Below are 17710 nucleotides of genomic sequence, written 5' to 3'. Positions count from 1 at the left end.
AGCATAGGCGAAGCACCGCTGCAGGAGGTTGCGGGCCCGTTGCGTTACGTAACGCCTACTGAACCGGACGCAACCGCAAACCCTGCATGCCGCCGTCGACCGCCAGCGAGGTTCCCGACGTCGAACCTGACAGCGGGCTCGCAAGGTACGCGACGGCGCCGGCCACCTCTGCGGCGTCAACCAGCCGGCCGTGGGGCTGCCGGGCGTTCAGGGCCGCGCGCTCGCCGGCGGGGTCGGTAGCGGAATCCAACAGGCGTCCTACCCACGGCGTGTCAGCGGTGCCGGGATTGACGCAGTTGACGCGGATCCCCTCACGGACATGGTCGGCAGCCATGGCGAGCGTCAGGGACAACACTGCACCTTTCGACGCCGAGTACAGCGCACGCTGCGGCAATCCCGCGGTCGCTGCGATGGAGCAGGTGTTGACGATCGCCGCGGCCGGTGACTCGCGCAGGTACGGCAAGGCCGCGCGGCTGACGCGGGCGATGCCCACCACGTTGACGTTGAGGACACGCAGCCACTCGTCGTCGTCGTTCGCCGCAATGTCACCTTGGGCGCCGATTCCGGCGTTGTTGATCACGATGTCCAGCCGGCCAAATTGCTCCACAACGGCCTCGATGGCGGCACTCACCGATGCGTCATCCGCCACATCGCACTGGACACCGAAGTGCGGGCTGGTTTCCGGGGCGAGGTCCAGAACGGCGACCTGCGCGCCACCGGCAGCGAGGCGGTCCGCGATGGCCGCCCCGATGCCGGACGCGCCGCCGGTCACGAGGGCCGCAAGGCCCTCAAAGTCGTTGCCCACCGAGGGCGCCGCGGCTGCCATCAGGCGTTGACGTGGGCGGGAGCAGCTGCTCCGGCCTGATCGCCTGTCGCGGAACCGGCCTGTGCCCTGAAGTACTCCTGGCGCTGGCGTCCCAGTCCCTCGATGTCCAACTCCACGATGTCGCCGGGCTGGATGAAGGGGAAGCGGCCGGACAATGCAACGCCCTCGGGGGTCCCGGTGATGATCACATCTCCGGGCTCCAAAACCATGTATTGGCTCAGGTGGTGCACGACGGTGGCCGGGTCGAAGATCATGTCCGACGTGCTGGAATCCTGGCGGGCTTCACCATTGACCAAGGTCTGGAGGCGCAGGTTGCTTGCGTCGATCTCGGAGACCGGGACCAACCACGGGCCCAGGGGAGTGGAGCCGGGGAGGGACTTGCCTTTGGTCCACTGTCCCGCAGCACCGGGAATTTGGTAGTCGCGCTCGGAGAGGTCGTTCGCCACGGCGTAACCGGCGATGCAGGCTTCGGCTTCCGGGACAGACGAAAGGTATGACGCTTCCCGCCCGATCACGATGGCCAGTTCCACTTCCCAGTCGTACTTTTCCGACGACGGCGGGATGGGAGCGGCGTCGAACGGTCCGGCGATGGTGTTGGTGGGCTTGAGGAAGACCACGGGAACCTCGGGCGGTGTGGCACCGGACTCGGCAGCATGGGCGGTGTAGTTGAGGCCTATGGCTACTACTGCACCCGGGCGGGCAACCGGCGCACCGATGCGCAGGCCCGCAGGGGAAATTTCGGGAAGATCCCCGCTGTTCAGGGCTTCGCGGGTGCGTTCGATGCCATCCGCGGCGAGGAATCCGCCGTCGATATCCTGCGTCAAGGGCGTGAGGCTGAAGTATTTCTCGGTGCCGTCGGCGTCCTGGGCGATGACGGCCGGTTGTTCGTTTCCGGCCGTACCCAGCCTGGCGAATTTCAAGGTCATGGCTTCCTCCGTGTTCGGGACTAACATCCGAGCTCTAGTGTGGTGTTTCACCCCATAATACGGAAATGTGACCCATTGACAAGGAAGACATCGGATGTTTAGGCTCGGTGAAGAATCGTGACGCACTTCAGGAGCCGCATGAGCATCATCACCGCAATGGATACATTCGATATCCGCTTTCCAACATCCCTTGAGCTGGATGGCTCCGACGCCATGAATCCGGACCCGGACTACTCCGCGGCATACCTGATCATTCGCACTGACGCCGGGGACGGACACGAGGGCCACGGCTTTGTGTTCACCATCGGCCGGGGGAATGAGGTGGAAACGGCGGCGATCAACGCGCTCCGCGAACACCTCCTCGGCGCTGATGTTGAGGCACTGCTGGCTGACATGGGGGCCACATGGAAGCTGCTGGCCCATGATTCGCAGCTCCGGTGGCTGGGTCCTGAGAAGGGTGTCATGCACATGGCCATCGGAGCTGTGGTCAATGCCCTGTGGGATTTGAAGGCCAAACGTGCCGGGCTGCCGCTCTGGGAACTGTTGGCCGGAATGACGCCCGGAGAGCTCGTGGCCCTGGTGGACTTCCGCTACCTCACGGACGCCCTTACTCCCGCGGAAGCGCTGGGCATTCTTCGGGCGGCCGAACCTGGCAGGGAGGCACGGAAGGCGGCACTTCGCGCCGAGGGTTACCCCGCGTACACCACGACGCCGGGCTGGCTGGGGTACAGCGACGAGAAACTGACGCGGCTGGCCAAGGAAGCCGTGGCGGACGGATTCGCGCAGATCAAGCTGAAAGTAGGCGCCTCTTTGGAGGACGACATCCGCCGCGTGCGGACGGCACGCGCTGCTGTTGGGCCCGACATCAAGATTGCCGTGGACGCCAATCAGCGCTGGGATGTCCAGGAAGCCATCGACTGGATGGCCCATCTTGCCCCGTATGACATTGCCTGGATTGAGGAGCCCACCAGCCCGGACGACATCCTGGGCCACGCTGCCATCGCCCGGGGAGTGGCACCGATTCCTGTGGCCACGGGGGAGCACGTGCAGAACCGGGTGGTGTTCAAGCAGATGTTGCAGGCCGGTTCACTTCAGGTCCTGCAGATCGATGCCGCCCGGGTGGCGGGAGTGAACGAGAACCTCGCCATCCTGCTGCTCGCCGCAAAGTTCGGCGTGAGAGTGTGTCCGCATGCCGGTGGGGTGGGCCTTTGTGAGGCCGTGCAGCATCTGTCCATGGTTGACTTCGTCGCCGTGTCCGGGACCAAGGAGGGTCGCATGATTGAGTTTGTGGACCACCTCCATGAACACTTCATCACACCCGTGGACGTCCACGACGGCGCGTATTGGCCGCCGTCGAACCCTGGCGCCGGAAACGAAATGCTCCGTGAAACACTGGCCGCGTACAGCTTTCCGAACGGCCCCGTATGGAAGGAATCCCGTTGATCCAGCACGCACCTTGGTTCGAGGAGGCACGCTTTGGCATGTTCGTGCATTGGGGTCTCTACGCCCTTCCAGCACGCCACGAGTGGGTGATGAACCAAGAGGAAACAACGGTGGAGGAGTACTCCAAGTACTTCCGGCGCTTCGATCCGGACCTCTACGATCCCCGCGAATGGGCCCGGGCCGCACGCAACGCCGGGATGAAGTACGTGGTCCTGACCACCAAGCACCACGACGGCTTCTGCCTGTGGGACTCCGCCCTGACGGACTACAAAGCCACCAACACTCCCGCCGGCCGGGACTTGGTCGCTCCCTACGTGGAAGCGCTCCGGGCCGAGGGACTGAAAGTCGGTTTCTACCATTCACTCATCGACTGGCACCACCCCGACTTCACTGTGGACGGGGTACATCCCCAACGCAACGCGGCCGACGTCGAAAGCTTGAACGCCGGGCGTAACATGGACCGATACCGCGAGTACCTGCACGGCCAGGTGCGTGAGCTCCTGACCAACTACGGCACCATCGACTACCTGTTTTTCGACTTCTCCTACACAGGCGGACACCAAGAGGAGTATTGGGGCGGCAAAGGCCGGAAGGACTGGGACTCGGAAGCCTTGCTCGCCATGGTTCGGGAGCTGCAGCCAGCCATTGTGGTCAACGATCGGCTGGAAATCCCGGGAGATCTGGTCACACCGGAGCAGTACCAGCCCGCCGGCCCCATGATGGTCGACGGCGAACCGGTCACCTGGGAGGCCTGCCAGACGTTGAACGGCAGCTGGGGCTATGACAGGGACAACCTGAACTACAAGCCCGTTGACCTGCTCATCCGCATGCTGGTGGATGGCGTGTCCAAGGGTGGCAACCTGTTGCTCAACGTGGGCCCCACAGGCAGGGGCAGCCTGGATCCGCGGGCGCTGGGTTCGCTGGAGGGCATCGCGGAATGGATGAAGCTGCACTCGCGCGCCATCTACGGGGCCGGAGCATCGTCCTTTACTGCGCCGACGGATGCCCGCTACACGCAGCGAGGTGACAGGCTGTACGTCCATCTCTTTGCGTGGCCCTTCGAGTACGTCCACCTGCCGGACCTCGCCGGCAAGGTGGAATACGCCCAGTTGCTGAACGACGCCTCGGAGGTTTTCCTGCGGGAACTGGACCCCGCCCAGCAAGCCATGAACATGACCCCGGGCGGCCAGCCACCCGGAACGCTCACCATCAAGCTGCCCGTTCAAAAACCCGACGTCGCGGTGCCTGTGCTGGAACTTTTCCTGAAACCGTCAGCCCTTCGGCAAGAGGCCGTCCATGACTGAGAGCATCGCGCTCCACACCAAGCTCAAGCCGGGAACCGAGGACGAATACGCCGACGCCCACGCGCACATCCCGCCCGAACTGGTGGCGGCTCTCAAAGAAGCCGGGGTGAAGAACTGGCGGATCTGGCGCAGCGGTCTTGATCTCTTCCATGTGGTGGACGTCGAAAACTACCAAGCCATGCGGCACGCGCTCGCCGACCACCCCGCCAACGTTCCGTGGCAGGCCCGGATGGCTGAACTTTTAGCGGTCCAGGATGATTACTCGGGGGAGGATGCGGGTATCCAGAAGGTATGGGAACTGCCATGAACTCACTGGACCTTGACCTGGACCTTGACCTGAACAAATTGGGCAAGCTTGGCTTCGGCGGTGCGGGCATTGGGAACCTGAACCGGGCCATTCCGGACGGGGAAGCGCTCGCCACCGTTCTTGCCGCTTGGGACTCCGGCATCCGCTACTTCGATACCGCCCCGCACTACGGGCTTGGCCTTTCGGAACAGCGGCTGGGTGCGGTACTTCGGGACAAACCACGGGATGAATTTGTCATCTCCACCAAGGTGGGCCGGCTGCTGGAACCGAGCTCCAGCGGCGGGCAGGACCCTGAAGGGTTCGATGTTCCCGCTACTGCACATCGTGTCTGGGACTTCTCCGAGAAGGGAATCCGGCGCAGCATCGAGGACTCGCTGGAACGGCTTGGCCTGGACCACGTGGACATTGCCTATCTCCACGATCCTGATGTCCACGATCTCCAGGCCGGCATCTCCGAAGCGTTGCCCGCGTTGGAAAAGCTGCGCTCAGAGGGACTGGTCAAGGCCATCGGCGTGGGGATCAACTCGGCCGAGGCTGCGCTGGAATGCGTCGACGCCGCTGACCTGGACCTGGTAATGCTGGCCGGCCGGTACACCTTGCTTGAGCAGCCCGGCGTTCCGCTGCTTGACCGCTGTGTGGCGCGCCGCACCGGCGTCGTCAGCGTTGGTGCCTATAACTCGGGCCTCCTGGCCCGGCCCGATGTCTCCGATGATGCGCACTACAACTACCACCAGGCACCGCCGGACGTACTGGCGCGGGCGCGCCGCCTGGCGGCAGTCTGTCGCGACTTTGGCGTGGAACTTCCGACGGCGGCACTCCAGTTCCCGCTGCGGCATCCCGCCGTGGTGAACGTGACCGCCGGGGCCACTTCTCCTGAACAGGTGGCCACGAACGCATCCCGGATGGAATCGCCCGTGCCGGAGGAGCTCTGGGACGCGTTGAAGGCAGCCGGGCGTGATTGATTCGCATCTGCACCTGTGGACGGTGGATTCCTTCGTCACCGGCGGAGTGCGCTCCTATGGATGGCTCGGCCCGCAGCACGGTGCGCTCTACCGGAGTTTCGGCGAGGACGAAGCCCGCGAGACGCTGGAGGCCGCCGGTGTTCGGGGCGCGGTGATGGTCCAGGCCGACGATACCGTTGCCGACACCGAGAGCATGTTGGCCGTTGCCTCGCGGAATCCGTGGGTCTTCGGAGTGGTGGGCTGGATCAGGCTGGATGCACCCGATGAAGCTGCAGAGCAGCTGCACCGCTTAACAGCCCAGCCGATCTTCAGGGGCGTGCGGCACCTGGTGCATGACGACCCCCGGTCCGACTTTCTGGACCTCCCCGCAGTTCGCGAGTCGTTGACCATGGTGGCAGAGCGCGGGCTCACCTTTGATGTCCCGGATGCCTTCCCGCGGCATCTGGAAGCTGCGGTGCGGCTGGCCCGGGACCTCCCGGAACTGACCGTTGTACTGGACCACCTCGGGAAGCCGCCGATCACGGATAGCCTCGCCATGGAATCGTGGCGCGCCGGCTTCCGTGCCCTGGGCCGGGAGCCCAATACCGTGGCAAAACTCTCCGGACTCCACCTGCCCGGCGTCGAGTATGCGCCGGAGACACTGCGGCCGCTGTTCGAATCAGCTGTGGAAGCTTTCGGGCCAGAGCGCCTGATGATCGGCGGCGACTGGCCGGTCAGTACCCTCGGGGCCCCTTATGGCAGGACGCTGGATGTGTTGTTGGAACTGGTGTCATCCCTGAGCCCGTCCGAGCAGGACGCGGTGCTCGAAGAGACAGCGATCCGGACCTACGGGTTGGCTGTCACTCCCTTGGCCGAGGGTTAGAGCGCCTGCCGCAGCCAGTTCTCCACGCCGCTGATGTGCACCGTCACCAGTGCCCGCACCAGTTCGGCATCTCCCCGCTCCAGCGCGTCGGCGATTGCGTGGTGCTCGGCCAAGGTGTGGGCCACAGCTTTTTCCTGTGTCAGTCCGCGCCAGATCCGTGCCCGGACTGTGCTGCTGGACAGGGCCTCCAAGAGACTGCCGAGGTAGTCGTTTCCCGCAGCTTCGGTGATGATGCTGTGGAATTCGAGGTCATGGGCCACAAGCTCCTCGACGTCCGTGTTCTCGTCGATGCCGTCCATGGTGCTCCGGAGGGCCAGCAATTGTTCGGGCGTCATTTTACCCGCCGCCAAGTGCGCAGTGGCCGGTTCCAGTATTCGTCGGACCTCGAAGAGTTCCAGGATGGACCTGTCCTGATGCAGGTCCACCACGAACGCCACGGCTTCGTTGAGCAGCTTGGCATCGAGGCTGGTCACATAAGTTCCGTCACCGCGGCGGACGTCCAGCACACGGATGAGTTCGAGGGCTTTCACGGCCTCGCGCAACGAACTCCTCGAAAGACCGAGCCGCTCGCTCAGTTCCTTTTCCGGCGGAAGTCGATCGCCGGCTTTGAGTTCCCCGCGGATCAGCATGTCTTTAATCTTGCTGATCGCCTCGTCTGTGACAGCCATGGACCAATAGTAGCCACGAATGATCCGATGTCTGCCTCCGCCCCGTCCCCCCAACTAGGTAACAGCACATGTTCCACTGAGCGTTCATTGCGACATGTGCTGTTACCCAGTTGGGGCGTTAACCAACGACGGCGGCACCCGGGTTCCGATTGTTACGGAACCCGGGTGCCGCCGTCGTGATTCAGCGGTTGTTGCTTGTTACTTGTCGCCGCCGGGCAGCGGGCGGTTGGCGATCACCGGCGCGCTTCCGGTGTAGCCGTCGCGGGTGGCAGCAAGCTCATGAATTTGCTTGCGGCACAGGAACCAGCCCCAGACCATGAGTCCGCAGGCAATCCCGGTGACGAGCATGGTCAACGGGGACTCGATGAACACCATGATCAGCACGGCCGCCAGGAAGACCAAGGACAACCAACCGGTGTAGGGGGCGCCGAACATCCGGAAGGACGGGCGCTTGAGCCACCCCTTGTCGGCCCAGCGTTTAAGCTGCATCTGGCACAGGACGATGGTGGCCCAGGTGACGATGATGCCCACGGAAGCGACGTTGAGGACGATCTCGAAAGCGTCGGCCGGAACCAGGTAGTTCAGCGGAACACCGAGCAGGGAAACGCCGGCCGTGATGGCGATGCCACCGTAGGGGACGCCTGCTTTGTTCATGCGCTGGGCGAACTTCGGGGCAGAGCCGGCCACCGACATGGAGCGGAGGATGCGGCCTGTGGAGTAGAGCCCGGCGTTCAGCGAAGACAGCGCTGCGGTGAGAACCACAAGGTTCATGATGACGTCCACGCCCTCCACACCGATGGAACCGAAGAACGTCACGAACGGGCTGACGCCCTTCTCGTAAGAGGTGTACGGAAGCAGCAGAGCCAGCAGGATCACGGAGCCAACGTAGAAGAGGGCGATGCGGATAACCACGGAGTTGATGGCCTTGGGCATGATCTTTTCCGGGTTGGCAGTTTCGCCGGCTGCAGTGCCGATGAGTTCAATCGATGCGTAAGCGAAGAGCACACCCTGCATGAGGATGATCATGGGAAGGACGCCGTTGGGGAAGACCCCGCCGTTGTCTGCGATGAGGCTGAAGCCGACTTCCTGGCCCTCCACCGGGGTGCCGAAGATGACGAAGTAGGTGCCCACCAGGAGGAAGGCCACCAGCGCTGCCACCTTGATCAGCGCGAACCAGAACTCCATTTCACCGAAGACCTTCACGGAGACCAGGTTCAGGCAGAGCACTACAACCAGCGCAATGAGCGCCCACGCCCACTGCGGAACGGCACCTATCCAGGCGACGTATTTGCCGAAGAACTCCATGTAGAGAGCCGCTGCGGTGATGTCCACGATGGTGGTGGTGGCCCAGTTGATCCAGTAGAACCAGCCCGAAACGAAGGCTGCCTTTTCGCCGTAGAACTCACGGGCGTAGGAAACGAAGGAACCCGACGACGGGCGGTGCAGAACCAGTTCACCGAGTGCGCGGAGGATCAGGAAAGCGAAGAAGCCGCAGATTGCGTACGCGATAACGAGGGAGGGACCAGCTGCGTTGAGTCGGCCGCCGGCGCCCAGGAACAGTCCGGTACCGATTGCGCCGCCGATCGCGATCATCTGGATCTGGCGGGGCTTGAGGTCCTTGTGGTAGCCGGAGTCCTCCTTGTGGAGGGCTTTCTCGCTGGCGTGCGCTTGGGCCGGGACCGTGTGGTCCGTGATGGGATTGGTCATTGGAATCCTTAGGGGTGTCCTGTTGGGGGTGTCCTGTGCGCGTCCGGTTGAGGATCCGGGCACGCAGAACAAAGCCTCGTGGGGTATGCCTCATGGGGCGGGACGGCTGGTTGGAGGTTTTACAGGCCAGTTTCGGCCTATTTGCTGAGATTTGCCAGACGCTCGGGGCTCAGCAGTTCCTCCAGCTGGGTGGCGGTCAGAAGACCGTGCTCCAGCACGAGTTCCGCAACGCCCTTGCCCGTTGCCAGCGCTTCCTGCGCGATAGCGGTGGCGGAGGCGTAACCGATATGGGGGTTCAATGCCGTGACGAGACCGATCGACTGCTCCACGGTAAGCCGTAGCCGTTCGGTGTTTGCAGTGATGCCCCGGACACAGCGCGCCGTAAGGGTGCGGCACGCTGCTTCCAGGTGGGAGATGCTCTTGTGCAGGCTGTGCACAATGATCGGTTCGAAGGCGTTCAGCTGAAGCTGGCCGGCCTCCGCGGCCATGGTGACGGTGACATCGTTGCCGATGACTTCGTATGCCACCTGGCTGACCACTTCCGGGATCACCGGATTGATCTTGCCGGGCATGATCGACGAGCCGGACTGCACGGCCGGAAGGTTGATCTCGCCCAAACCCGCACGCGGTCCGGAAGACAGCAGGCGGAGGTCGTTACAAATCTTGGAGAGTTTTACTGCCACGCGCTTCAGCACACCGGACAGGTGAACAAACGCGCCCACATCCTGCGTTGCCTCAATGAGGTCAGCGGCCGTGAGGAGGGGAAGGCCTGTGATTTCGCCCAGGTGGCGGCAGGCAGCCTCGGCGTAGCCCGCCGGGGCATTCAACCCCGTGCCGATGGCTGTGGCGCCAAGGTTGATCTCGTGGATCAGCATGTGTGACTCGTCCAGGCGTGCCCGGTCCTCGCCGATGGTCACGGCGTAGCCGCCGAACTCCTGTCCGAGGGTCATGGGAACAGCGTCCTGCAGCTGGGTGCGTCCCATCTTGACGACCGTCCGGAACTCGCGGCCCTTTTCAGCGAAGGCCAGCTCCAGTTCTTCGAGGGCTTCCAGGAGTTCCTTGACTGAGAAAATCGTGGCCAGGTTGACCGCCGTCGGGTAGACGTCGTTGGTGGACTGGCTCAGGTTCACATGGTCGTTCGGGTGCAGCTTGGAGTAGTCGCCCTTGGGGTGGCCCAGGATTTCCAGTGCACGGTTGGCGATGACCTCGTTGGCGTTCATGTTGGAGCTGGTGCCGGCGCCGCCCTGGATCACGTCCACCATGAACTGCTCGTGGAGCATGCCGTCCATGATGTCCTGGCAGGCCTGCACAATGGCATCCGCCTTCTCGGCATCCAGGAGGCCAAGCTCGTGGTTGGTGCGGGCCGCAGCCTGCTTCACTGCGGCCAGGCCGCGGACCAAGTGCTTGTTGGTGGAGAGGGGCTGCCCTGTGATGGGGAAGTTCTCCATGGCACGGAGGGTGTGGACGCCCCAGTAAGCGTCCGCGGGTACATCACGGTCGCCTAGAAGGTCGTGTTCGGAACGGAGGGGGATCGCCTGATCGACGGTGGTCATAGCTGTCCTTGGTTTAGTTGCTGAAAATATTTGCTGCGCGGAGCTCGCCGACCGGAAGGCCGCCGCCCAGCACGGGTGGGCTCTGAATCGTGTCCAGGCTGCCGCCGTCGACGCCCAACCTGCGAAGAACCTCAACGGTGACAGGCATGCGGGCGCGATCGCCGCCGTCGGAAATCTTGATGGCCACACCGGTGCCGTCCGGGAGGCCCACCAGCTGGAGGCCCTCAAAACCGTCCTTTGCCAGAAGCCCAGGCACGGCCCGCATGAGGGCGGTGACGTCGCGGCCTTCGCCGGCCACCATCTCAGGAAAGCGGCGCATGGCGTGGGCGACTTTGCCCTCATCGGTGCTTGCCTCGGCAGCGGCGAGGCGGCCATAAGCCCGGGCCATGCCGTGCAGGGAGTGTGCGAAGAGCGGGGTCCCGCAGCCGTCCGTACTCGCGGCAGCTGCTTCCTCGCCAGTGAGGTCCGTGATGCTGTCGCGGACCAGGACCTGCAGCGGGTGCTCGGGGTGCAAGTACCCCTCCACAGGCCAGCCGTTGATGACGCAGACGGCGGCCATGGAAGCATGCTTGCCGGAACAGTTTTGTGCAATTCGGGTGGGACCGTTGCCGGCGCGGAGCCATTCTTCGCGCTCCTGAACGCCGTATGGCAGGTCCGTGCTGTTGGCCAGTGCCGCCTCGGTCAGGCCGTGCAGCTTCAGGATTTCAGTGGCGCCGTCGCGGTGCATCTGTGCCCCGAGTGGCTGGCAGCGGTGAGAGCCAGGAGGTTTTGGGGGATGTCCAAACCGGCCTTGAGCAGTGCAACGGCCTGCAGTGGCTTCAGGCTTGAACGCGGGTACATCGGCGCGTCCGGTTCGCCGGCTTCCACGGCGGTGGTGCCGTTTTTGTGGAGTGCGATCAACGAGCCGTAGTGGATGCTCTCCACCAGGCCGTCGCGGGTTACCTCGACGAGGGGGACGTGGTGCGGCGCTTTGAGTTCTTGTGCCGCGGCTTGGTGGGCCGGTGCTGCGGGGGCGGGCATGGTGTCCTTTGGGATATTCATTTGCTGAGGATCGTGTCCAGTGCCACGCTGACGGCCTGCAGGTGGGCGGCCATCGCTTTGCTTGCGGCTTCAGAGTCTCCGGCTTCGATCGCGTTGAGCACGGCGACGTGTTCCTCGTCCGAACGGTGTTGCCGGTCAGCGACCAGGTTGAGGGTTTCGGACTGGTGTGCCAAAGCCTCGCGGATATCCGAGACGACGCTGGCGAACACCCGGTTTCCGCTGGCGCGGGCCACGGCGGAGTGGAAGCTCGCGTCCAGGTTCACCCAGGCCTCGGGATCGTTCTCGCTGAGCATTTCCTGGATGATCTCCCTGAGGTGCTCAAGTTCCTCGTCCGTCCTTCTTTGCGCGGCGAGCCCGGCTGCCGGGATCTCGATGTGCGGGCGGGCTTCGTTGAGATCACGCGCACTGTACTGGCCCAAGGTAAGGTCATTAGCGACCTTGTTGGCCACAATGAACGTGCCCTTGCCTGTTTTGGTCACGGTGAGGCCCAAGGTGTTGCAGGATCGCAGCGCTTCCCGGATGACGGAGCGGCTGACGCCGTACTGGCCCGCCAGCGTCGCTTCCGAGCTCAGCTTGGTGCCGATATCGAACTGGCCGCCCTCGATCGCACGCCTCAGGGCCGCGAAGACCGCTTCAGCTGCGGAGATGCGGGAAATGGGCATATGCCCACCCTGGGGCTCTTGCTGTCCGGCTGTCCGGCTGTCTGACAGGTTCACGCTTTGAATATGGCACGGGTCACAAGGGGCTGTCAACGCTGAAAGGCTTGCTTCACGGTTTCGGGGCTGGTAGGGCCCCTTTGGCACCGCCACCATGGCTTTCTGTCGGGACGAGCCATCCTTGACACAATGGACCATGCTCTTCACCAAAAAGTCCCTCACGCAGGACGGGTTCACCGGATTCCGACCGCTCGACGAGCTCGACCCCATGAGGATTCCCCAAGGCCCCGGCGTCTTCGCCATCCTGTGCCCCGCTGACTTCGACCCCGTATTCCTCAGCAAGAGCACTGCCGGCACGTTCAAGAAGAAGGACCCTTCGCTCAAGCGGGAAGCCTTGGAAGCCGAGTGGATTGCGGATGCTTCCGTGCTGTACATAGGCAAAGCGAGCGCGGGCAGCCAAGGTAACCGGGGGCTTCGCAAGCAGATCCAGGAATTTATGGACTACGGCCGCGGACGGCCCACCGTTGTCTGGGATGCACGGCTCATCTGGCAACTACGGGATGCCTTGGACCTCGTTGTTGCCTGGAAGGAGCTCCCCGCCTCCGAGGTCAATGCCGCCGAAGCCGACTACCATTCTGACTTTGTTTCGTCGTTCGGGCGGCTTCCGTTCGCCAACCTCGTCCAGGCACGCCCCAAGAAGTAGCGACAGGGCTCGACGGCGTTAGGCGAGTACCGCCGTCGGCCTCCCGCCCGCTTGGCGTTCGGCGCATAATGGCAACCATGACGGCCAGCAAGCCAGTTGGAAGCACACCGGATGGGCCTCGCATCACAGTTGAGGTGCCCGTTCTCCGTGTCGGCGACGGCGCCTCCGACTATGAGGGCCTGGCCCGGTTCGTTGATGCCCTCCGTAAACCTTCGGGGTTGCACCTGACATTGCTGCACGTTGGGATTCTCGATGACCTGGCCCAAGACATCGTGGCGTGGACCAGAGGAGCGGCGAGGCCTGAGCACGTGCTCCCTGAAGTCGCCAGTTGGTTGACGGAGCTCCCTGTTTTGGCCGGATTCCTTGGTAAATCGGACCGGCTGATTCCCTTGGGTGGCGGACGGGTCATGGGCTTGGCCGTGGACGTTCCACAAGAAGCCCAGGACTACCAGGCGCTCCTGCTGCAGGGGTTGCACCTTCTGCTGGATGACCTGGGGCTCGACAATATTGACGACTTCATCCTGAGCTCGCCTGCCCTCGGTTACAGATCGCCCCGCTGGGTTCCGCATATTGCTGTCGGGAAAGCCCGCACACGGCACGAACCGGTTGTGGAGATCGCTCCCGTTGCCATCGAGTTTGGCGATTCCCGTATCCGTAACCGGGAGGCACTTCCGTTGCCGTGACGCGAGGGAAGTTCTACGGCCGGTAAAATACTACGTGTCTCCTGTTTCCTACCTGAGGAATTCCATGCAGCCCCGCACCTTGTTCCGTACCGTTGCTTTTGCCGAGGCCGTGACTTGGACGTTGCTGCTGATCGGGTTGTTCCTTAAGTACGTCACGCGAACCACCGATGTCGGAGTGAGCATCGCGGGCGGCATTCACGGCTTCGTCTTCCTTTGCTACGCCGCAACTGCTGCTTTCACTTGGATCAACCAGAAGTGGTCAACGCGCACCGGCCTCCTTGCCATAGGTTCAGCCGTCATCCCCTACGCCACCATCCCGATGGAAAAGTCGCTCGACCGCCGTGGCCTCCTCGCTGGCGGTTGGCGCTTGGCAGCCGGGGAGAATCGCCGCGTGGTGGATTCGAGAAAGCCCAGGCTTGGGTCCTGCGGAACCCGATCCTTGCCGTTGTTGTCACGCTGGTGGCCGTGGGTGCAGTGTTCAGCTTCCTGCTCTTCATGGGCCCTCCGGGGACCTGGTTCTCGTAACCTCCGGCTAGACCTCGCGGCTTACTTCCTCTTTGCGCCGGGGCAGCCCCAGGAGTTGGGGTTTTGCTGGCAGGTGTCGGCGACGAGTGCTCTTTCTGTTTTCCAGACGTGGATGGTTTTGGCCGGTGTGGTGATGTCGAGTGTTCCGTTGATGGGTAGGGGTGGGCCGTTGTTGACGGAGTAGGTGCCGGTGAAGCTGGTGGTGAGGGTGGCTTGGTAGTTGCCGGTTTCGGTGTAGATGTGGCTGGTGCGCGTCTCGTTGTTGAGCCAGTCGGTCTCCGGGATGGAGTAGCCGGCCACCGGTGTGGGTCCGAGAGCTCCTCCGTCGCCGAAGGTGTAGGTGTAGTTGGCTGGTGTTGCGGTGAGGTGGACTGCTTGGCCGAGGATGGTGACGTCGAAGCCTTGTTCTGCGGTGGTGGCGTAGAAGTTGGTGGGTCCGCCTTTGAGGGTGTGCGGGAAGGGTTGGGCTTCGAGGGTCCCTGGGTTGACGGGTAGTTGGCGGAAGTCGGTCAGGATGCGCGCGGCGATGTTGGCCAGGACGTTCTCGGGCTGGGCGTCGTAGAGACAGGTGGGTCCGCTGACGGGGATCCAGTCGGTCCAGCCTGGGTTGGTGATGGCTTTGGGGGCTTCCTTCCAGATCACGGGGGTGCCTTCTTCTCCGCCGGTTGTGGTTGCCGGGCATTCGAGGGCGTCGCAACCCGGGTCTTTGGTGTCAGGTCCATCGGCACGGCAATGGGTGTCAGCCATGTACTGGTTGGGGTCATCGATAGCTTGCGATGCCGATGATCCGTCGAGGCGGGGGCCTAGCAGCCCTGTCTGGGGATCGATTCTGAAGCGCGCGCCGATGTCGATCCCCCGATCACCTGCGTTGTTGGCGGCCCACGTATCGTCAGATGCCGAGGACGGCGTCGCCACGCCAAGATAGGCGGCAAACCAGATCGCAAGCCCAACGGCCACTGCACTAACTTTCACAATAGGTTTACGCAATGACCCCAAGATCCACCACGATCCATGAACCATCAACGTACTTGGCGAACAGGGCGAACGCATCGTTGGACGCTTCTGAACTCGACCGCCCGATGCTGCCGTCTGCGTTGTAATAGTCAATCTGCTGCTGAATCACCTGGACTTTTGCTGACTGTATGGAGTTGTCCCTCCAAAGCACCTCTACAACGGGGACTGAGATCTTCCCACCCGTCAGCCACCGCCCGTCTGTATATCCGTCTTCGGCGGATTCCCGCAGCCGGAGACACAGACGGCAGTCTTCGGAGATCAACGGCAGCCATGACGACATGTCGCCGGTTTCGTCCACATAAGAAAGCTGCGCGTACCAGTACCCAATAAACGCCTCCAACCCTGCCTTCGAGTTCTCCTTCGCCAACTCCGGCATCACGGGAACGGGCACATTCTCGGCCTTCCCCTTGGCATCCGCGGGCTTGTACACGGCGGACGCTGGCGGACTATTCGGAGTAGCCGAAGCCGCCGGAACCGAAGCGCTGGTGGCGGGCGACGCCGTCGTCGAAAGTGTTTCTGAAGGTGAGCCGCCCGGCGTTGGACCGCCCTGGCAGCCACCCAGCAGCAGTGCGACAGCGACGCCCATGACCACCCTCCGCGCATGAACAAACGGAAAAGTGGCAGACGAAAGGCGTGGCATGACAGGCTCCCCAGCAGCTGATTGGCGGTGTGCCGGTCAGTCTAGGCGGGGGACGGGTAAGCATTCATGTCAGAGAACACGGCATGTGGATAAGTGCCAGCTGCGGCCAGCAACCACCTACCCCCGTAGCTTCTCCATATCCCGGCGGTCCTTCTTGGTGGGACGGCCGGCGCCACGGTCGCGCTGCGGGAGCCCGAGTTTGGGAGCGACTGGGCGAGGGGGAGTGTGGTCGGTGAAGCAGTGTGAGGCAGCTTCGGCTCCGACGCGCTTGGCGATGAGTCGTCGGACTTCGAGGATCCGTTCCCAGCCTGATTCCCGGACCCGGATGGTGTCGCCGATGATCACGCTTTGCGACGCTTTGACAGGGTTCCCATTGATGCGGATATGTCCGGCACGGCAGGCGGCCGTCGCGGCGGAGCGGGTTTTGTAGGCGCGGATCGCCCACAACCAGGCGTCGACGCGGACGTTCGCTGGGGAGGAAGACGGGATACTCATGATTGGAACGAGTCTAACCGGGGTCCGCCTGCCCCGCGAGAACACACGAAAGCGGCGAGATCGTAGGGAAAGTTCCGGCGATTACGCAGCGTTCCAGCGTTCTCGGCGCGCTCGGCGCTCGGAGCGGGCCCACGAGGAAAACTACCGAACCGTCACCTCAACCCGTTGTGCCATGTTGTTCCCGATGCCCTGGTAATTCCACACTTGGTCGGTGGGCTGCAGCGCGCCGGACGTATCCATAGCCCGGCAGCGCAGCACGTGCTCGCCCGGACTCGCGACCCACACCATGGACCACGACCTCCACGCGAAATCACCCACGGGCGGGTCCACATGAGCGGGCATCCACTCGCCGTCGATCCCTACCTCCACCCGTTCCACCTCGCCGTGGCCTGACCACGCGCGGCCGTGCAGCATGACCGGGCCGGAGTCGACAATGCGGCGTCGGGTGAAGAAATCAGGAATCCCGGGAGGCGCCATCAGCGATCGAACCCGGATGTGTGTGACGGGCAGCCCAGGCCCATCGGGCCCTTGCAGATAGTGGTAGGCGACCGCCTGCTGGAAACCCATAAACCGCGACGTCACAGCCTCAATCGACGTCAACCACTTCACGCTCGCCATGCCGTACCACCCCGGCACCAGGAGCCTGAGCGGGAACCCGTGCTGGATCGGCAGGGGACTTCCGTTCATGGCGTAGACCAGCATGACCTCGGGATGCATTGCCTCGGCGATCGAAAGGCTGCGCGCATACGGCTCTTCGACGCCACCCTGGACACCGGCGTCAGCACCGGTAAAGACAAGTTCGACGGCGTCACTCGCCAAACCGGCCTCCTCCAGCAGGGGTGCCAAGGAAGTTCCGGTCCACTCGGCGGTGCCCACTGCACCGAGGACCCACGGCTGACTCAGCGGCCGCGGTTCCAAAAGTGACCGGCCGTTTCCTGCGCATTCCATGGTCACTGGCATGGTGACTGCGGGTCTGGCCTTGATGTCCTCAAGACTCAGTTCGAGGCTGTGATCCACTGCCCCGCCCAGCCGCAACCGCCAGGTGTCGGCGGCAACGTGCGGGATGTCGAAATGGATGAGCAGGTAGTGGAGGCCCGCCGGCGTGATGTCGTCGTGCAGGGCCTCGAGCGGCATGGAATGGTTCCGGCCGGAGAGTTGCAGTTCTTCGTGGGTCAGAGGACCTTCGGTCGGCTGCCCGGGGGTGGCGGCTTTTGCTGCCCTTTGCTTGACGTGGTGCTTGGACATGGGACGGCGGCGTTCTACTGGAAGCTAAACGCTGCGGAGTGCCGCAGCACTTAGGACAAGGATCACGCCGCGGTCGAACCCCGTCAAGAGTCTGTTGCGAGGCCCGCTCTGCGCCCCAACGGAGTCAAAGAGGGCGCAAAGTAGGCCTCA

Annotated in this window: 17 protein-coding genes and 2 pseudogenes; 8 read left to right on the top strand and 11 right to left on the bottom strand. The window is 63.4% G+C overall.

Features of this window, described 5'->3' with window-relative positions; genetic code table 11:
* Positions 1–55: 55 nt before the first annotated feature.
* Together CGK93_RS21185 and CGK93_RS21180 are read right to left on the bottom strand one after the other, a co-directional pair.
* The gene (locus CGK93_RS21185; protein WP_089596511.1) at positions 56–826 is read right to left on the bottom strand and encodes an SDR family NAD(P)-dependent oxidoreductase; all 771 of its coding nucleotides are present in this window, start codon (positions 824–826) and stop codon (positions 56–58) included.
* Entirely contained in the window at positions 826–1752 is a 927-nt protein-coding gene (locus CGK93_RS21180) for a fumarylacetoacetate hydrolase family protein (protein WP_089596510.1), read from the bottom strand. The genes CGK93_RS21185 and CGK93_RS21180 overlap by 1 nt, the downstream gene beginning before the upstream one ends.
* A 138-nt stretch (positions 1753–1890) precedes the next feature.
* On the opposite strand from CGK93_RS21180, the gene CGK93_RS21175 reads away from it, so the two are divergent.
* From CGK93_RS21175 to CGK93_RS21155, 5 genes are read left to right on the top strand one after another with little or no spacing between them, the layout of a single operon-like run.
* Complete coding sequence (locus tag CGK93_RS21175) at positions 1891–3195, top strand: L-fuconate dehydratase (RefSeq protein ID WP_089596509.1); 1305 nt, start codon at positions 1891–1893, stop codon at positions 3193–3195.
* On the top strand, positions 3192–4499 hold the full coding sequence (locus tag CGK93_RS21170; RefSeq protein ID WP_089596508.1) for an alpha-L-fucosidase: 1308 nt from the start codon (positions 3192–3194) through the stop codon (positions 4497–4499). The genes CGK93_RS21175 and CGK93_RS21170 overlap by 4 nt, the downstream gene beginning before the upstream one ends.
* Positions 4492–4806, top strand: a complete 315-nt coding sequence (locus tag CGK93_RS21165; RefSeq protein ID WP_089596507.1) for an L-rhamnose mutarotase — start codon at positions 4492–4494, stop codon at positions 4804–4806. The genes CGK93_RS21170 and CGK93_RS21165 overlap by 8 nt, the downstream gene beginning before the upstream one ends.
* The gene (locus CGK93_RS21160) at positions 4791–5768 is read left to right on the top strand and encodes an aldo/keto reductase (protein ID WP_089596506.1); all 978 of its coding nucleotides are present in this window, start codon (positions 4791–4793) and stop codon (positions 5766–5768) included. Before CGK93_RS21165 ends, CGK93_RS21160 begins: the two co-directional genes overlap by 16 nt.
* The gene (locus tag CGK93_RS21155; protein WP_089596505.1) at positions 5761–6630 is read left to right on the top strand and encodes an amidohydrolase family protein; all 870 of its coding nucleotides are present in this window, start codon (positions 5761–5763) and stop codon (positions 6628–6630) included. The genes CGK93_RS21160 and CGK93_RS21155 overlap by 8 nt, the downstream gene beginning before the upstream one ends.
* Here the strand turns inward: CGK93_RS21155 and CGK93_RS21150 are convergent.
* From CGK93_RS21150 to CGK93_RS21130, 5 genes and pseudogenes are all read right to left on the bottom strand, one after another.
* Positions 6627–7298, bottom strand: a complete 672-nt coding sequence (locus CGK93_RS21150; RefSeq protein WP_089596504.1) for a FadR/GntR family transcriptional regulator — start codon at positions 7296–7298, stop codon at positions 6627–6629. The genes CGK93_RS21155 and CGK93_RS21150 overlap by 4 nt on opposite strands.
* A gap of 198 nt (positions 7299–7496) precedes the next feature.
* Positions 7497–9005: an amino acid permease gene (locus CGK93_RS21145; protein WP_089596503.1), complete on the bottom strand. Its 1509-nt coding sequence runs from the start codon at positions 9003–9005 to the stop codon at positions 7497–7499.
* 137 nt (positions 9006–9142) lie between these two features.
* Positions 9143–10558: an aspartate ammonia-lyase gene (gene aspA, locus CGK93_RS21140; RefSeq protein WP_089596502.1), complete on the bottom strand. Its 1416-nt coding sequence runs from the start codon at positions 10556–10558 to the stop codon at positions 9143–9145.
* 13 nt (positions 10559–10571) lie between these two features.
* Positions 10572–11578, bottom strand: a pseudogene (locus tag CGK93_RS21135) (asparaginase).
* A 17-nt stretch (positions 11579–11595) separates the two neighbouring features.
* Complete coding sequence (locus CGK93_RS21130) at positions 11596–12315, bottom strand: FadR/GntR family transcriptional regulator (protein WP_089596501.1); 720 nt, start codon at positions 12313–12315, stop codon at positions 11596–11598.
* A gap of 136 nt (positions 12316–12451) precedes the next feature.
* On the opposite strand from CGK93_RS21130, the gene CGK93_RS21125 reads away from it, so the two are divergent.
* The 3 genes and pseudogenes from CGK93_RS21125 to CGK93_RS21115 all read left to right on the top strand — a co-directional run bounded on the left by CGK93_RS21125 (position 12452) and on the right by CGK93_RS21115 (position 14166).
* Positions 12452–12958, top strand: a complete 507-nt coding sequence (locus CGK93_RS21125; RefSeq protein WP_089596500.1) for a hypothetical protein — start codon at positions 12452–12454, stop codon at positions 12956–12958.
* A 77-nt stretch (positions 12959–13035) separates the two neighbouring features.
* The gene (locus CGK93_RS21120) at positions 13036–13641 is read left to right on the top strand and encodes a hypothetical protein (RefSeq protein ID WP_232481446.1); all 606 of its coding nucleotides are present in this window, start codon (positions 13036–13038) and stop codon (positions 13639–13641) included.
* Positions 13642–13705: 64 nt separating this feature from the next.
* Positions 13706–14166: pseudogene (locus CGK93_RS21115) on the top strand (DUF3817 domain-containing protein).
* A 21-nt stretch (positions 14167–14187) separates the two neighbouring features.
* Here the strand turns inward: CGK93_RS21115 and CGK93_RS21110 are convergent.
* From CGK93_RS21110 to CGK93_RS21095, 4 genes are all read right to left on the bottom strand, one after another.
* A complete protein-coding gene (locus CGK93_RS21110) occupies positions 14188–15123 on the bottom strand; it encodes a PKD domain-containing protein (protein ID WP_232481445.1) in 936 nt (311 codons plus the stop codon).
* A 22-nt stretch (positions 15124–15145) separates the two neighbouring features.
* Positions 15146–15766, bottom strand: a complete 621-nt coding sequence (locus CGK93_RS21105; RefSeq protein WP_232481444.1) for a DUF6318 family protein — start codon at positions 15764–15766, stop codon at positions 15146–15148.
* 171 nt (positions 15767–15937) lie between these two features.
* Positions 15938–16315: an RNA-binding S4 domain-containing protein gene (locus tag CGK93_RS21100; RefSeq protein WP_018779945.1), complete on the bottom strand. Its 378-nt coding sequence runs from the start codon at positions 16313–16315 to the stop codon at positions 15938–15940.
* 141 nt (positions 16316–16456) lie between these two features.
* The gene (locus tag CGK93_RS21095) at positions 16457–17560 is read right to left on the bottom strand and encodes a sulfite oxidase (protein ID WP_089596498.1); all 1104 of its coding nucleotides are present in this window, start codon (positions 17558–17560) and stop codon (positions 16457–16459) included.
* Between the last annotated feature and the right edge of the window lie 150 nt (positions 17561–17710).

Source organism: Arthrobacter sp. YN, assembly GCF_002224285.1.
Classification (GTDB): Bacteria; Actinomycetota; Actinomycetes; order Actinomycetales; family Micrococcaceae; genus Arthrobacter.
The sequence above is the reverse complement of the archived record's forward strand: the minus strand, read 5'-3'. Positions and strand labels throughout refer to the sequence as shown.

What these genes read in the sequence shown, in the direction of transcription:
- CGK93_RS21185 (WP_089596511.1), bottom strand. Translation starts at nt 826, where the DNA reads ATGGCAGCCGCGGCGCCCTCGGTGGGCAACGACTTTGAGGGCCTTGCG.
- CGK93_RS21180 (WP_089596510.1), bottom strand. Translation starts at nt 1,752, where the DNA reads ATGACCTTGAAATTCGCCAGGCTGGGTACGGCCGGAAACGAACAACCG.
- CGK93_RS21175 (WP_089596509.1), top strand. Translation starts at nt 1,891, where the DNA reads ATGAGCATCATCACCGCAATGGATACATTCGATATCCGCTTTCCAACA.
- CGK93_RS21165 (WP_089596507.1), top strand. Translation starts at nt 4,492, where the DNA reads ATGACTGAGAGCATCGCGCTCCACACCAAGCTCAAGCCGGGAACCGAG.
- CGK93_RS21160 (WP_089596506.1), top strand. Translation starts at nt 4,791, where the DNA reads ATGGGAACTGCCATGAACTCACTGGACCTTGACCTGGACCTTGACCTG.
- CGK93_RS21150 (WP_089596504.1), bottom strand. Translation starts at nt 7,298, where the DNA reads ATGGCTGTCACAGACGAGGCGATCAGCAAGATTAAAGACATGCTGATC.
- CGK93_RS21145 (WP_089596503.1), bottom strand. Translation starts at nt 9,005, where the DNA reads ATGACCAATCCCATCACGGACCACACGGTCCCGGCCCAAGCGCACGCC.
- aspA (WP_089596502.1), bottom strand. Translation starts at nt 10,558, where the DNA reads ATGACCACCGTCGATCAGGCGATCCCCCTCCGTTCCGAACACGACCTT.
- CGK93_RS21125 (WP_089596500.1), top strand. Translation starts at nt 12,452, where the DNA reads ATGCTCTTCACCAAAAAGTCCCTCACGCAGGACGGGTTCACCGGATTC.
- CGK93_RS21120 (WP_232481446.1), top strand. Translation starts at nt 13,036, where the DNA reads ATGACGGCCAGCAAGCCAGTTGGAAGCACACCGGATGGGCCTCGCATC.
- CGK93_RS21105 (WP_232481444.1), bottom strand. Translation starts at nt 15,766, where the DNA reads ATGGGCGTCGCTGTCGCACTGCTGCTGGGTGGCTGCCAGGGCGGTCCA.
- CGK93_RS21100 (WP_018779945.1), bottom strand. Translation starts at nt 16,315, where the DNA reads ATGAGTATCCCGTCTTCCTCCCCAGCGAACGTCCGCGTCGACGCCTGG.
- CGK93_RS21095 (WP_089596498.1), bottom strand. Translation starts at nt 17,560, where the DNA reads ATGTCCAAGCACCACGTCAAGCAAAGGGCAGCAAAAGCCGCCACCCCC.